Source organism: Acidovorax sp. WCS2018Noco2-16 (assembly GCF_031843945.1).
Classification (GTDB): Bacteria; Pseudomonadota; Gammaproteobacteria; order Burkholderiales; family Burkholderiaceae_C; genus Paracidovorax.
In genome coordinates, this window is record NZ_JAVTJJ010000001.1 from 488,166 (window position 1) to 502,897 (window position 14,732).

Annotated in this window: 12 protein-coding genes and 2 pseudogenes; 5 read left to right on the forward strand and 9 right to left on the reverse strand. The window is 68.9% G+C overall.

Annotated elements, in window-relative coordinates; translation table 11 throughout:
• Positions 1-80 precede the first annotated feature (80 nt).
• Positions 81-644, reverse strand: a complete 564-nt coding sequence (locus RQI28_RS02145; RefSeq protein WP_311221546.1) for an ABC transporter substrate-binding protein — start codon at positions 642-644, stop codon at positions 81-83.
• Positions 578-1,497, reverse strand: a pseudogene (locus RQI28_RS02150) (LLM class flavin-dependent oxidoreductase); the annotation flags it as partial. The pseudogene RQI28_RS02150 and the gene RQI28_RS02145, both read right to left, overlap by 67 nt.
• A 421-nt stretch (positions 1,498-1,918) precedes the next feature.
• Here RQI28_RS02150 and RQI28_RS02155 point away from each other — a divergent pair.
• From RQI28_RS02155 to RQI28_RS02170, 4 genes are all read left to right on the forward strand, one after another.
• Positions 1,919-2,581, forward strand: coding sequence for a cysteine dioxygenase (locus tag RQI28_RS02155; protein ID WP_311221547.1), 663 nt, complete (start codon positions 1,919-1,921; stop codon positions 2,579-2,581).
• Positions 2,582-2,618: 37 nt separating this feature from the next.
• Positions 2,619-4,247: a rhodanese homology domain-containing protein gene (locus RQI28_RS02160; RefSeq protein ID WP_311220944.1), complete on the forward strand. Its 1,629-nt coding sequence runs from the start codon at positions 2,619-2,621 to the stop codon at positions 4,245-4,247.
• A 249-nt stretch (positions 4,248-4,496) separates the two neighbouring features.
• The gene (locus RQI28_RS02165) at positions 4,497-4,958 is read left to right on the forward strand and encodes a DUF1090 family protein (protein WP_311220945.1); all 462 of its coding nucleotides are present in this window, start codon (positions 4,497-4,499) and stop codon (positions 4,956-4,958) included.
• 142 nt (positions 4,959-5,100) lie between these two features.
• Positions 5,101-5,475: a c-type cytochrome gene (locus RQI28_RS02170; RefSeq protein ID WP_311220946.1), complete on the forward strand. Its 375-nt coding sequence runs from the start codon at positions 5,101-5,103 to the stop codon at positions 5,473-5,475.
• Between the two features lie 57 nt (positions 5,476-5,532).
• Here RQI28_RS02170 and RQI28_RS02175 read toward each other — a convergent pair whose 3' ends face one another.
• Genes RQI28_RS02175 through RQI28_RS02190 form a run of 4 tightly spaced genes read right to left on the reverse strand, consistent with a single transcriptional unit; the run spans position 5,533 to position 10,758 of the window.
• A complete protein-coding gene (locus tag RQI28_RS02175) occupies positions 5,533-6,336 on the reverse strand; it encodes a DUF2894 domain-containing protein (RefSeq protein WP_311220947.1) in 804 nt (267 codons plus the stop codon).
• 15 nt (positions 6,337-6,351) lie between these two features.
• Positions 6,352-7,029, reverse strand: a complete 678-nt coding sequence (locus RQI28_RS02180; RefSeq protein ID WP_311220948.1) for an OmpA family protein — start codon at positions 7,027-7,029, stop codon at positions 6,352-6,354.
• Between the two features lie 4 nt (positions 7,030-7,033).
• Positions 7,034-10,003: a DUF802 domain-containing protein gene (locus tag RQI28_RS02185; RefSeq protein WP_311220949.1), complete on the reverse strand. Its 2,970-nt coding sequence runs from the start codon at positions 10,001-10,003 to the stop codon at positions 7,034-7,036.
• Positions 10,000-10,758 carry a DUF3348 family protein gene (locus tag RQI28_RS02190; protein WP_311220950.1) on the reverse strand — a complete coding sequence of 253 codons (759 nt, stop codon included), beginning with the start codon at positions 10,756-10,758 and terminating at the stop codon, positions 10,000-10,002. Before RQI28_RS02190 ends, RQI28_RS02185 begins: the two co-directional genes overlap by 4 nt.
• A gap of 237 nt (positions 10,759-10,995) precedes the next feature.
• On the opposite strand from RQI28_RS02190, the gene RQI28_RS02195 reads away from it, so the two are divergent.
• Positions 10,996-11,778 (forward strand): GNAT family N-acetyltransferase, encoded by a 783-nt coding sequence (locus RQI28_RS02195; protein WP_311220951.1) that lies wholly within the window; start codon positions 10,996-10,998, stop codon positions 11,776-11,778.
• Positions 11,779-11,812: 34 nt separating this feature from the next.
• Here the strand turns inward: RQI28_RS02195 and RQI28_RS02200 are convergent.
• The 3 genes and pseudogenes from RQI28_RS02200 to RQI28_RS02210 form a co-directional block, all read right to left on the reverse strand.
• Positions 11,813-12,663, reverse strand: a pseudogene (locus tag RQI28_RS02200) (CysB family HTH-type transcriptional regulator).
• Between the two features lie 82 nt (positions 12,664-12,745).
• Positions 12,746-13,771, reverse strand: a complete 1,026-nt coding sequence (locus RQI28_RS02205; RefSeq protein WP_311220952.1) for an iron ABC transporter permease — start codon at positions 13,769-13,771, stop codon at positions 12,746-12,748.
• Positions 13,768-14,727 carry an ABC transporter substrate-binding protein gene (locus tag RQI28_RS02210; RefSeq protein ID WP_311220953.1) on the reverse strand — a complete coding sequence of 320 codons (960 nt, stop codon included), beginning with the start codon at positions 14,725-14,727 and terminating at the stop codon, positions 13,768-13,770. Before RQI28_RS02210 ends, RQI28_RS02205 begins: the two co-directional genes overlap by 4 nt.
• Positions 14,728-14,732 lie beyond the last annotated feature (5 nt).

Sequence of the window (14,732 nt, forward strand, 5' to 3'; positions counted from 1 at the left end):
CGCTCTCATTTCAATAGCTGCTAGCGCTTACCTATCAAGCGCCAGAGTCATTTTTCATATTCAAGCTCGCAACCACACGCTCATGCAGCCCCTTGCCAAACCCCTGCATCCGTAATCCCCGCCCCATCCACCCGCACCGGCAGGATCCCATCCCGCGCAGACCGGTCCGCCACCGTCTGCAGCGCTGCCACATCCGCGTGCGTCACCGGCCGGGTGGCGATGGCCGCGCGGCTGGTGATGATGCGTGAGGCCTCGATGGGCAGCCGGGTGAGCTGCGTGTAGACCTGCGCATACGCCTCGCGATTGGCCAGGGCCCAGTCGCCGGCGCGGGCCAGGCGGTCGAGGTACTGCACGATGGCGACGCGCTTGGCCGGGTCGGCCAGGGCCGCCTCGGTGGCGGTGATGAAGCCCAGGGCGGTGTTGATGCCGCGCCCGTCGCGCAGGATGCGGCCGCCTTGCTGCAGGGCCATGGTGTAGTACGGGTCGAAGATGGCCCAGGCGTCGATCTGCCTGGATGCAAAGGCGGCGGCTGCGTCGGTGGGCAGCACGAACTTGATCGTCCCTTCTTCGCGGTTGACGCCCGCCTCTTCCAGCGCGCCGTACAGCTGATATTGCGAGATGCTGGCAGCAACTCGCGCCCGTATTCGATGGCGTTCACCAGCAGATCAAAGCCGCGGATCAGGAAGGTGGTGATCCCTAAGTCGTAGTACTTGAGCAGTGCATCGGCTACCTGCTCGGGCGTGCCCACCAGGGATGTGGAGTTGGAGCGCCCGCCCGTCTCGCGCGAGATGGCCGTCCACAGGCGTTCGTCCACGCGGTCGCCGTTGGCGGCGTCGGCCAGCAGGCGCTGGGCGCCTTCGCTCTGCTGCGGGCCTGCGCCGCGCGAATAGCCCTGCGGCACCTGGCGCGCGCGGGTTTCTTGCAGGATGCGGTCGGCCTTGGCCCAGGCTTCTTCCTCGGTCTTGCCAAGGATGGGGCGAAACGAGATGCTGAATTCCACCGTGCGCCCGTTCTGCACCGCTTCGGCCCGCACACGCCGTACTCCGGCCTGGGCCAGCGATTCGCCCCACAGCGCGTAGACGTCTGCATGCCTGCCGGCCACCTGCAACGCAGGTGCCGACGCGCCGCCAAAGTAGATCGGCACATAGAGCTGCTGCAGCGGCTTGACTTCAGACACCGCGCCCTTGACGCGGTAGTACGCGCCCTCGTGGTCGAAGGGCTGGTCTTGCCAGTTGCCGCGCCGCCAGCGTGGGCGCCACGAAGCCGGGCCGGCGCGCCAGCAGAAAGCCGATCTTCTGCGTGACCGAAGCCGCATACGTCAGGGTGAGCAGCGTGTCGGGGCTCGACGAACTGGCGGGCACCAGGATGCGGTCGAAACCCGCGTGTTCATGCGCCTGGGCGAACACGCACATACGCGGGGTCCACCGCGGGCCCCTTGCGGGCGATGGTTTCCGACAACTCGTGCGGCTGGATCATGCCGATGAACTGAACACCCATCGAAGCTCCTTGCAAGACAGCCAGACAATCGAGTACGACAAGTGGCCACCTCAGGCACACGGCTGCTGTGCACCAACGAAGAAAAGCGGCTGTCGACATGCGGTTTTTGGCCTGCGCGCCGGGCTGGCGGGCTCGTGCCGCCGCAGACCATCGCCAGCATTCAGTACGCCACGGCATGACGGGGACAAGGCTTGAAGAGGAACGGTCATGTGCGCTTCTCCAGACAGATCGGGGACGAAAGAAGCCCGCAACGCTATCGGCCCGCCGCGCTGCGCCCGGCAAACGAAAGCGGCTATGGTTATGCAGCGCCGTCCGCCGGGACGCACCGCCGTCTGCAATAAGAACCCGTGCCAAGAAAGCGAGTTTGGTTATGCATAAGTCACCGTTGCCCGCCAGCGCGCCCGCCGCTACCGTGGCACCCATGAGCCTGGACACCACGGATGCCGAGCGCGCCGCAATACGAACCACCACCTCCACCCCGCCCACCACCATCGCGCCGCTGCGCGAATTCGTGCAGGCGCTGGGCTGGTTGCTGAACGATGCGCCCGCCGAAGAGCGCATCCTGGCTGAAGGCGGCGCCCTGCTGCGCACGCTGGTGTCGCGCGACGACTGGCTGCCTACCGCCTACGCCCAACCCAACCCGGACCGCTACCAGCAGCACCTGCTGCATGCCGACACGCTGGGCCGGTTCTCGGTGGTCAGCTTCGTCTGGGGGCCGGGGCAGTCCACGCCCATTCACGACCACACCGTGTGGGGCCTGATCGGCATGCTGCGCGGATCGGAACTGGCGCAGGGCTTTGCTCAAGGCGAAGACGGCCGCTGGCTGCCGCAGGGCGCGCCGCAGCGGCTGGTGCCGGGCCAGGTGGAGGCCGTGTCGCCCACCGTTGGCGACGTGCACCAGGTCAGCAATGCCTTCGCCGACCAGACATCGATCAGCATCCACGTCTACGGCGCCAACATCGGCGCGGTGGAGCGCAGCGTGTATTTGCCGGACGGCACGCGCAAGCCTTTCATCTCGGGCTACAGCAATGGCACGTTGCCCAACCTGTGGGACTTGTCGCGCAACCCCGCCACATTGGCCTGAACCACCAGACCACTCACCCAAATCACGCACCGCTTTCATGACCGCCCACGACTCTGCGCTGCCCGTCACCACCTCCACCCAAGTTCGCCAGTCGCTGCTGGACCGTAGCGAGATCGCGCTGCTCGACGTGCGCGAAGAAGACCCGTTCGCGCGCGCGCACCCGCTGTTCGCCGCCAACCTGCCGGCCGGCCGGGTAGAGATCGACGCCCTCACCCGCATCCCGCGCCTGGCCACACCCGTGGTGGTGTACGACGACGATGAAGGCCTGGCCGAGCCCGCCGCGCGCGCGCTGCAGGCGCTGGGCTACACGCAGGTGTCGCTGCTGCAAGGCGGCCTGCAGGGCTGGCGGGACGCGGGCGGTGAGATCTTCATCGACGTGAACGTGCCCAGCAAATCCTTCGGCGAGCTGGTCGAGGCCGACCGCCACACGCCCTCGCTGACGGCGCAAGAGGTCAAGGCGCTCATCGACCAGCAGGCCGACGTGGTGGTGCTGGACGCGCGCCGCTTCGACGAATACCAGACCATGAGCATTCCCACCGGCACCAGCGTGCCGGGCGCCGAGCTGGTGCTGCGCGCCACTGCGCTGGCGCCCGATCCGGCCACGCGCATCATCGTCAATTGCGCGGGCCGCACGCGCAGCATCATCGGCACGCAGTCGCTGGTGAATGCGGGCGTGCCCAACCCGGTGGCTGCACTGCGCAACGGCACCATCGGCTGGCTGCTGGCCGGCCAGACGCTGGAGCACGGCGCCGACCGGCGCGGCGGCCCGGTGAGCGAAGAGCAGCGCGCTGCCGCTGCCGATCGCGCCCGCCAGGTGGCCGACCGTGCCGGCGTGCGCCGCGCCACCGCCGCGGACCTGGCCCGGTTCGACGTCGAGGCCGCCGGCACCACCACCTACCGCTTCGACGTGCGCACGCCCGAGGAATACGCCGCCGGCCACCGGCCAGGGTTCCGCAGCACGCCGGGCGGCCAGCTGGTGCAGGAAACCGATCACTCCGCGCCCGTGCGCGGCGCACGCATCGTGCTGACGGACGAAGGCGACGGCGTGCGCGCCAACATGAGTGCATCGTGGCTGGCGCAGATGGGCTGGGATGTGTGGGTGCTGGACGAGGGCGACGCTGATTCCGCCACCGAAACCGGCGACCCAGCGCCGCAAGTGCCGGAACCCGCAGGCCCCATCCAGTGGATCAGCCCGCAGCAGCTGCAAACCTGGCTGCAGGTAGGGGACACGGCGCTGCTGGACCTGACGTCGAGCGCCAACTACGTGCAGCGCCACATCCCCGGCGCGTGGTGGGCGCTGCGCTCGCAACTGGCGCAAGCCGTGGGCACCGTGCAGGCTGCCGCTGAGCAGGCTGGGCAACCACCGCGCCGCTACGTGCTGACCTGTGGCTCGAGCTTTCTGGCGCGCTACGCGGCGGCCAAGCTGGCGCGCATCACCGGCGCAGAAGTGGCGGTGCTGAAAGGCGGCACGCTGGCCTGGATCGCCGAGGGCCTGCCGGTGGAGCCGGGCGAGACGCAGCTGGCCTCGCCCCGCATCGATCGCTACCGCCGCCCCTACGAAGGCACCAGCGCGCCACGCGCCGCCATGCAGGCCTACCTGGACTGGGAATACGGACTGGTCGACCAGTTGGCGCGAGACGGCACGCACCACTTTCGGGTGCTGTGAGGCATCAGCGGCCGCGCTGAAGGCCACCTTGCCAATGCTATTTTATTGATAGCTACTAGCGCTTACCCATAAAGCGCCACAGGCCTTTTTGGCTTGAAACCCCGCATCCTCCGACCATTCGCACGCAACCGCACGGCCGGCCAACGCGCGCCCTGCAGTGGCCGCACCTGCGCCGCGATGCGCCCTCGTCCGACGGTCCGGCAGCGCGGCGTGTGCGATCTTCCTCTCATCGTTAAAACAAGGTTTGCCATGAAAAGAATTGCACGCTCCGTGATCGCCCTCGCCGTCCTGTCGGCCTCCACTCTGGCCATGGCCCAACCTGCAGACCAAGAGGTGTGCGCCCAAAGACAGGCCGGCCTGACCAGCGAGATGGAGAACGCCAAGAGCGCTGGCGAAGACGCCCAAGCCCTGTCGCTGGAACGCGCCCGCGGCGAATTGGCAGTGAGCTGCAGCGAACCCGGTGCCCGCGCCATGCACGACCGCCGCGTGAGCACGCAGGAAAAGAAGGTCACGCAATTGCAAAAGGAATTGGACGCTGCGCGCAGCGGCGGCAAGGAAGACAACGTAGCCAAGGCGACCGCCAAGCTGAAGGAAGCCCAGGCCAGCCTGGCGGAAATGAAGCGTTCCGCGCCGCCCAAGTCCGAAAAGGACACCAAGGCCGCGCAAAAGGAACAGCAGCGGCACCCTGCTCATCAACAGCCTGCCAAGTGAACGTGATGGCCTGCGCAGGGCCGTGACCGACGGAAACCGTCACGCCGCCAGGCTCGATCTGCGATCGATTAAAGAGCATGTAACGCTTATCCATCCAGCGCTACATGCTCTTTTTTCTTAGAATCCTGGGATCTTGACCACCATGTCCACACTGCTTCGTCGCTACATCAGCGTGCCCGCCTGCCTTGGCCTGGCGGCCGTTCTTTGCAGCACGGCCCATGCGGCGGGTGCGGATGCGGCACCGCCGTCCCAAGCGCAAGGATGGGCGTTGGCCCAGGACAAATCCTGCCTGCGCTGCCACGCGGTGGATCGCCATTTCGTCGGACCGAGTTTTCAGCAGATTGCAGACCGGTACCGCGGCGACCCGGGCGCGGCAGACCGTTTGGCCACCAAGATCCGCCAAGGCAGCGTGGGCCAGTGGGGCCGAGTGATCATGCCGCGCCAGCCGCAGGTGTCGGCCGCAGACGCTGCGGTGCTGGCCGCGTGGGTCACGCAGCAGGGCCAGCCTGCGCGCTGAGTTCTTGCCACCCAAGCAAGTCGCCTTGCAGAGCGATTCAGATATTCAAAGGAATTTTCAGCGCTTGCGCACCACCGGCTTGCGGCGGGTGGACGAACGGGCCGATGGCACCGCCAGCGACGCGGTGTGCACCTGTTCCAGCCACAGCAGCGCATCCACATGCGCGACAAAATGCTGCAGGTAATCAGGGGCGATGTCCTGCATGCCCACCAGCGCGCGGTGCAACAGATGCAGTGAATTCAGCGGCCCGGCCTGCGGCGGCACCTGCGCCAGCGTCTGGCGCAGGCGCTCGTCGGCCGACAGGCGCGACCAGGTGCCGCGAAAACGCTGCACCGATGCCAGTTCACGCGGCGCTGCGGCCTGCGCAGCCGCTCCGCCGCCCGCCGCGCTGGGCAAGGTGCCCAAGGGCACGTCCACGCTGGGCTTGCGGGCGACGATGGCGGGCGTGTCGCCAATCCGTTGCCGCTGCGACGCACGCCTGCCGCGTTCAGGCGCTGTGGATTCCACCGGACGTTGCGCGAACACCGCCTCAGGGTCGGCCATGGCATCGGCCAATTGGCCCAATGCGCCGCGTGACGGTGGCACCGCTGCGTTGACAACACCAGCCGGAGCCACGCCTTCGCCACCCGGCAAAACGCCCCGCCCCGCCAGCCGCAGGCGCAAGTCGGCCACCAGCGTGTCCATGCGCGCATTCAGCAGTTGCCGCGTAGCGCCCTGGTGCTGCGCGGCACGGCGTGCGAGCGCTTCGACCAACGCGAAGCGCACGGGCTCCAGCTGGTGGCCGCCCTGTGTGTGCCAGTCGGCCAGCAAGGCCGTCAGGTCATGGCTTGCTGCAACATCCTCGGATGCGGTCGTGGACATGGGTAAAACCAGGGCTCAGCGCGTCGCGGCGCCGTCTGCCGTGTTCGTTTCCGCCGTCGTGCGCGCCGGCCGTGGCATGGGGGCCATCTCCACCCGGCGGTTGCGCGCCCGGCCCGCCGCATCGGCATTCGATGCCACGGCCTGCTCAGCGCCGAAGGCCGCAGCGAAGACGGCCGACGATGGCACGCCGGCCTCGATCAGCGCGCGCGTCACGGTCAGCGCGCGCTGGGCCGACAGCTCCCAGTTGTCGGCAAAGCGGTTGCCACCGCGCATGCGCTGGTCGTCGGTGAAGCCGCTCACCATCAGGATTTCGCTGCGCGATCCCAAATAGCTCGTCAACGGGCCGGCAAGGCTGCGCAGCAGTTGCTGGCCTTCGGGCTGCAGTTCATCCGAATTGAGCGCAAACAGCACGTTGCCGCTGATGCCGATGCGCCCGTCCACCAGCGTCACGCGCCCACCGGCCAGCGGCCCGGCCAGGGCCTGCTCCAGCGTTTGCAGGCGCTGGGTTTGCGCCTCACGCTGGCGCTGCTCGATCTTCAGGCGCTCGCTCAGGTCCATCTGCATGCCCAGCGCAGCCACCAGAATCAGCGCGAAAGCGCCCAGGGCGCCCGCCATCAGGTCGCCGAAGACGGCCCACACGGGCACGTCGGCGTCCAGGCTGGTGCCGGCTTCCAGTTCTTCGTGGCCCAGCATCGCGTCAGGCCCCGGCAGGTTCGGCCGCAGCCGGTGCGCGCGCGGCGACGACTTGCTGCAGCCCGTCCATCACCTGCTTTTGCGCCCCCACGCTCAGCTCGATTACCTCGCGCGCCTGAGCGACGTAGTAGTCGAGCTGCTCGTCGCTGCGGACCAGCGACTTGGACAGCGCGGCTTCGATGCGCTGCAGCTGCGCGACCAGTTGCTCGTTGGCATGGCCGAAGTGCTGTACCGCAGCACCGAACGCCTCGCCCAGGCTGGCCACTTCCACCGCGCTGCCGGTGAGCTGCGCGGCCACGCCGTCCATGCGGTCGGTCTGGGCCTGCAGGGTGTCGGCAAAGCGTGTGCCCGCGCGCTCAAGGGCGCCGGTCGTGCCATCCAGCAGCGTGTCGATGGCGCCGCGCTGCTGCGCCGAAGCTTCGCCCACCGTGTCCAGCAGCGTAGAGAGCGTCTGCAGGATGCGGCTGCGCTCTTCCAGCATGGCGTTGTCGCGCACCATGCTGTCGGCCAGCTTTTGGCGCAGCTCGCCAATCACCTCGGCTGCGGCGCGGGGCGCTTCCGACGCCGTCTGCACCAACGTGCCGATCTCGCCCAGCGTGCGCTGCGCATGCGTGTCCAGCGCCTGCGTGATCTCGCTGGTGCTGCGGGCCAGCGCCTCGCTGGCTTCATCCCAGCGCGCAGCGGTCAGTGCGCCGGCTTCTTGCCATTCGGTACGCAGCGTGGTGGACAGCGCCTGCAGCGACTGCGCCCAGGCCGCCTGGCGGGCCTCGTCCTGCGCGGCACGCTGGTCGATGTGCGAGAGCGCCTGCTTGGCCTGCTCTGCCGCGCGCGTGGTCACGCCTTCGGCGGTGGCCGCCAGCACTTCGCCCAGCTGGTGCCACTGGCCGGTGGATTGCACCTGCGCGGCCTGCCATTCGGCGCGCAGGCTTTCGGCAACCGACTGCAGCGATTGCGTCCACGCGGTCTGGCGCGCTTCGTCCTGCGCTGCCCGGTGTTCGATCTGCGCGAGCAGTTGCGTGGCCTGTTCGGCGCTGCGCTCGCTTATGCCATCGGCGGTGGCGGCCAGCATGTCGCCCAGCTGATGCCACTGGCCGGTGGATTGGGCTTGCGCGGCCTGCCATTCGGCACGCAGCGTTTCGGCAACGGATTGCAGCGACTGCGTCCATGCGGTTTGACGGGCTTCGTCCTGCGTGGCGCGGCGGTCGATCTGCGCCAGCAGCTGCGTGGCCTGATCGGCGCTGCGCTGGCTGATGCCGTCGGCCGTGGCGGCCAGCACGTCGCCCAGTTGATGCCACTGGCCGGTGGATTGGGCTTGCGCGGCCTGCCACTCGACACGCAGCGTTTCGGCGACGGACTGCAGCGATTGCGTCCACGCGGCCTGGCGCGCTTCGTCCTGTGCTGCGCGGTGCTCGATCTGTGCGAGCAAGTGCGTGGCCTGATCCGCGTTGCGGGCGGTGATGCTCTCGGCGGTGGTGGACAACAGCTGGCCCAGGTCGCGCCATTGGGTGGTGGCGCCCGCCTGTGCGGTCTGCCAGTCCTGGTGCAGCGCGCCCGACAGCGTGCGCAGCGATGCGTCCCATGCCTGCTGGCGGGCGGCGTCGCGCTCGGCCAGGTCGGCCTGCAGGCGGGCGTGGCTGTCCTGCACGGTGGTGTGCAGTACGTCGGCATGGCGCGCCCATTGATCGGCAGCGGCTTGCAGGGCCTGTTCATGGCGCACCGCGAGTTGCGCGCCGCCTTCGGCCTGCTGCGCCAGCGCCTCGCCCCAGCGGGCCGACAGCGCGTCGGACTGGTGCACAAGCCGCTCGGTCAGGCCATCGGCCAGCGCAGTGCTGCGCTGCTCAAAGCTCTGCGTGAAGCCGTCCAGCGTGCCGCGCAGGGCCTGGGCCGTGGCGTCGCTGGTGCGCTGGTGTTCGGCCAGTGCGCCGGTCCACTGGGTGGTGACGGCCGTAGTGGCCGCGGTGAACTGGCCGGCCATGCCGTCGAGCTGGTGGCGCACCTGGTCGGCCAGTGCGGTCTGCAGCTGGGCGCTTTCGCGGCCCAGGCCGGCCAGCGTGGCTTCTACCGCAGGCTGCAGGGCGGCGCCGGCCAGGCGCGCGCTTTCGGCGGTGCTGGCGGTCAACGTGCGTTCGACCGCGGCAGCCAGGCCGGTGTAGGCAGCTTCGGTTTCTTGATAAAAGCGCGCCTGGTCGGCCTGCAGGCGCTCGGCCAGCGCGGCCTGGCCGCGCTCCATGGCGACCATCGCATCGGTGATGCGATCAACCAGTGCGGGCAGCAACCCGGCTTGCTGTTCCAGCAGGCGCAGCGAGGCTTCGCGCTGGTGCAGCGGCGTGAACGGGCGCAGCGCGGTGGGCAGCAGCGCATCCAGCTGCTGGCCGGCCTGCAGCCGCTCGCGCCGGGCGAGTGCCGCCATCAGGCCCAGCATGGCCGATGCCGCCACCCCCGCCACCGACGTGCCGAAGGCCAGCCCCAGGCCGCGCACGGGCGCCGACAGCGCATCGCGAATGGCGCCCAAGCCGTCGGCGCCGGCCAACGCGGCACCGGTGCCGTCCAGCGTCACCACCATACCCAGGAAGGTGCCAACCATGCCCAAAAGCACCAGCAGGCCCGTCAGGTAAGACGCCAACACTGGCGCGGGCAGCCCGCTGCGGCCGCCTTCGATGCGCTGGCGCACGGCGTTGCGCAGGCTGACAGGCAACGTGGCCAGCCAGCCTTGCAGGGCGGCGGCGTCGGCATTGGCCGGGAAGGCCTGCAACGCGCCGGACAATGCACGCGTGTCTTGGCGGTAGCGGTGCAGCTCACGCGCGCCCAGCAAATAGAAGCCGGCGATCGCCACGGTGATGGCCAGCGCCATCAGGTGGCTGGACCCGTAGCCCACGCCCACCCAGACGGCCACTGCCAGCCCCGTGGCGAAGGCGGCGACGAAGGCCGCGGTGGCGGCGGCGTGAGAGGGTTGGAGATCGTTGTTCTTGTTCATGAACCACCTTGGGTGGAGTGTTGGCGAAGGGCTGCCAGCAGCCCTTGCACCGGTTGCAATCTGAGTTCCAGCTCGGCCAGCAGCACGGCTTGCAGGTCGAGGCGGAACAGTTCACGCCGGGAATCCACCACGGCGTTGGCGGCCTCCGGATCCACAGGTGGAGCGCCCTCTTCCTCTGGCGCATCGGCAGCCGCGCCGCACAGGCGCTCGAAATGCCGGCTCAGCATCGCTGCCACGGTGCCCAGCAGGCGCCGCTCCTGCACGGCCAGCACTTCGGCCATCACGGCATCGACCGCGGCCAGCCGGCCCGCCTCACCCGGGCACTCGGCCAGCGCAGCCCGCACGCGCTCGCGCAGCGGGCCGATGGCGATTTCCATCGCCTGCTGGCGGGACTGCAGGCAGTGGCGGAAAGGCGCAAAGCCCATTCCGGCATCCAGCGGCCCACGGCCGGCAGCGTCCACGTCGCGCGCAATGGCCTGCGCCATCAGCGCGCGCACGCGGTTGTGCTCGGCCAGGCCTGCGGCGTGGCGGTCTTGCGCGCCGGGGGTGCCGGCGGTTGCAGGAAGCGCCACAGCCAGCGGGCGGTCGAGTGCCTTGGAGAGAGCGATGGACTCGGTCCAGCCCGTCCACTGGTTCAGGGCGTCGGCGAACGACATCCGTGAGTCGCGCACCCGCTGCTGCGGGTCGATGAGCCCCGCCAAGAGGCGGACGAGCGTGGAACCGGTCAGGGGAGTGCGATCGGATCGCTGCGCCATGGGTACCGGACCAAAAAACCGCGCAGTCTACACGGCCGACCTCACCGCTCATCGGCCAGCCAGCGGCGCAAAGCGCCGCAGCCGCTGCTATCGTGCGACAGTCCCTACCCAAGCTGCACCGGCGCGCCCGCCGCCTCGCCGCATAGTGCTCCTATTTTGATAGCTACAAGCGCTTACAAAATAAGCGCTAGAGGCCTAAATGATTCATAAACGATGGCACCGCTGCACAGTCCGCCCTTGAAGCAAGCTCCAAAACCCGATCTGACCCGCATACAGGGGATTGAGGCATGCGCCTTCCACGCGTGGCCGGCACCGCAGACCGAACGGCATGGCGACTGGCTGCTGCGGCTGGCCGGTGGCTTCACCAAGCGCGCCAATTCAGCGAATCCCGGCGCGCCCGATGCGTCATTCGAGGGTGTGCAGGCAGCGGCTGAAGCGCTGTACGGCCGGCATGGTTTGCCGGCGATCTTTCGCATTACCCCGCTGGCGTCGCCCGAAGCCGATGTCCAGCTGGCATCGGCGGGCTATGTGCTTTTCGATCCGTCCTGCGTGATGACGCGTGTTCTGGAGGGCGCACCGGAATCGGTTGCCGATGCTTTCATCACCGAAGGCGTAACGATCGCATTGCAGCCCACCGACGCATGGCTGGACGGATTCTCCGCCGCCAATGGCGTGAGTGCACAGCACCAGGGCATCCATCACGCCATGCTGCGCTCCATCGCGCACTCCACGGGCTTTGCCACGCTGCACCACGCCGGCGATGCCATCGGTTTTGGCCTGGCCGTGCGCGAAGGCGACGCGCTGGGCTTCTACGACATCGTCATTGATCCGGCGCATCGCAACCAGGGCCACGGCGCCACGCTGATGCGCGCACTGATGGGCTGGGGCATAGCTATCGGAGCGCGTTGGGCGTACCTGCAGGTGCGAGAGGAAAACCCGGCGGCACGTGCGCTCTACGCCGGGCTGGGGTTCGCCGACCTGTATCGGTACCACTATCGGGTGCCCGGCGCGGCGCTCTAGCGCTGACCGGCTGGGATACCTGCGCCCGCAACTCTCAAGGCTGCATGGCGTTTTCCACCGCTGCGCGGTCCAGCGTGGGCACGAAGGTCTCGATAAAGCGGTAGGCATAGCCACGCAGCCAGCTGCCGCGCCGGATGGCCAGCCGCGTGAGGTTGACCTCGAAGAGGTGGCGCGCATCCAGGCTGCGCAGGTGGCGGTCGCGGTCGGGGTCCACCGCGATGGAGGCGACGATGCCCACGCCCATGCCCAGCTCCACATAGGTCTTGATCACGTCGGCGTCCATGGCGGTCAGCACCACGTCGGGCGCCAGGCCCTCGCGGGCGAACGCTTCGTCGATGTGCGCGCGGCCGGTGTAGCCCTGCTCGTAAGTGATGATCGGAAACTGCGCCAGCTGGTGCAGCGTGACGGGCGCGTCGCTGTCGAGCAGCGGGTGGCCCGGCGTGACGACGATGCTGTGCGTCCAGCGGTAGCACGGCAGCGTCACCAGCGCGTCGTAGCCTGCCAGCGCCTCGGTGGCCACGCCGATGTCGGCTTGGCCGTTCAGCAGCATCTCGGCAACCTGGCGGGGCGAGCCTGATGCAGTTGCAGCGTGACCTGTGGAAAGAGCGTGCGGAAGTCGCGCACCACCTGGGGCAGTGCATAGCGGGCTTGCGAATGGGTGGCAGCCACGGAAAGGCGCCCTTCCTGGCTGGCACTGAAGCCATGGCCTGCGCGCTTGAGATTGTCGGCCTCCAGCCGCAGGCGCTCGACGATGGGCAGCAGCGTTCCGCCGGGCGGCGTGAGGCCGGTCAGCCGCTTGCCGGCACGCACGAAGATCTCCACGCCCAGCTCTTCTTCCAGCTCGCGGATCTGCCGGCTGACGCCGGGCTGCGAGGTGTAGAGCATGGCCGCTACTTCGGTCAGGATAGTAGGAGTTCGGCTATCAAACTAAAAAGACTTTATCTCCATGACATCGGATCTGAAAGATCTATGAAGATGCGTGGCCCGGCCTGCGCAGCAAAACAATCACGAAGCAAGCGCCCAGGCCTGCCGTGACGATGCCCACCGGCAGCTCCTGCGCGCCCAGTGCAGTGCGCGCCACCAGATCGCTACCCACCAGCAGCGCTGCGCCCAACATTGCAGCCAGCGGCACAAAGCGCGCGTGCAGCGGCCCGGCCAGGCGCCGTGCCAGATGCGGCACCATCAGGCCGACGAAGCCGATGACGCCGCTGAGCGCCACGCAGCAGGCGGTGGCCGCCGCAGCCACCACGAAGATTTGAAGGCGCAGCCGCTGCGGCGCCACGCCCAGGCTGTGCGCGGTGTCGTCGCCGGCCAGCAGCGTGTCGAGCGCGCGATGGCGCCGCGCCACGAAGGCGGCCGCCACCAGCAGACCTGCCAGCGGCAGCCACAGGTTGTCCCACCGCGCCAGCCCCAGGCCGCCCAGCGACCAGAACACCACCGCATGCGCCGCGCGCTGATCGCCCGCGAACACCAGCACATGCGTGACCGCGCCCAGCAGGAAGGAGATGGCCAGCCCGCCCAGCACCATGTTGGCCGGCCCCTGGGCGCCCACGCGATGCACCAGCAGCAGCACAGCGGCAGCGGCCACCAGCGCGCCGCTGAAGGTGGCGGCCGGCAGCGTCCACGCGCCCAGGGCGTCACCCGCCCAGCCGATCACCGCCACCGCCGCAGCCGATGCGCCGGACGACAGGCCAAAGAGAAACGGGTCTGCCAGGTCGTTGCGCGTGCTGGTCTGCAGCAGGCCGCCCACCACGGCCAGCGCAGCGCCCACCAGCAGCGCCAGCAACAGGCGCGGCAGGCGCAGGTCGCGCACGATGGTCTGGGCCATCTCGCCCGATGCCGGCCAGCCCAGCGCTGGAGCCCACTGCCCGGCCAGGGCGGCCAGCGCATCGCGCCAACCCAGTGCCGTGCTGCCCACGCTGAGCGACGCCACGGCCAGCGCGATCAGCAGCACCACACCAGCGACGACGGCGCCAGCGGTGCGGGCTTTCAACGCGGCGCCCTCAAGGCGCGGGCGATCTTTTCGATGGCTTCGATGTTGGCGGGGCCGGGTGTCAGCTCGGCATAGCGCAGCAAGATGTAGCGCCGATGGCGCACGGCCTGGGTAAGCCGCATGGCGGGGTGCGCCTCCAGCACGCGGCGCAGGTGGTGGGGCCCCTGCCCGTTCTGGTAGTCGAGCAGCACGATGAACTGCGGGTCGCGCTCAGCCACGGCCTCCCACGACGTGGCGCCCCAGCCCATGGCGACGTCACCCAGCGCATTCACGCCGCCAGCCGCCGCGATCAGCGCATGCGGCATGGCGGCGCGGCCGGCGGTGAAGGGTTTGTCTTCACCCGAGTCGTAGACGAAGACGCGCGGCGGTTGGGGCAAGGCCGGCTGGGCGGCGGCGCGCACACGGTCGCGCCAGCCGGCCACCAGCTGCTCGGCCGCATCGCGCCGGCCGAAGACGGTGCCCAGGCGCAGCACGTCGCCATAGAGCAAATCCAGCGTGGCTGCAGGCTTGTCCGTGCGGGTGTGCACGCAGCTCTCGGTCAGCACCAGCGTGGCCACGCCGTGGCGGGCCAGCGTGCTGGGCGTGACCTCGCCACCCGGCTGCATGCCGTAGTACCAGCCGGCAAAAAACAGGTCAGGCTTCACGGCCAGGATGTTTTCGAGCGTGGGGTATTTGGGCGCCAGTTCGGGGACGTTGCCCAGCGCGCGAAAGAACGCGGCGTCGGCCTTGTACCAGCCGGTGATGCCCGTCACGCCCACCATGCGCGGCTGCAGGCCCAGGGCCAGCGCCATTTCGGCCATGTTCAGGTCGTGCACCACCAGGCGGCGCGGCGGGGCCTCGAATCGCACGGGCTGGCCGCAGCTGCTGACGGTGACGGGAAAGCCCGACTCGGTGGCACCCGCAACGCAGGCCAGCACTGAGAACCCCAGCGCCGCTGCCATTTTCAGAACATTCACAAAAC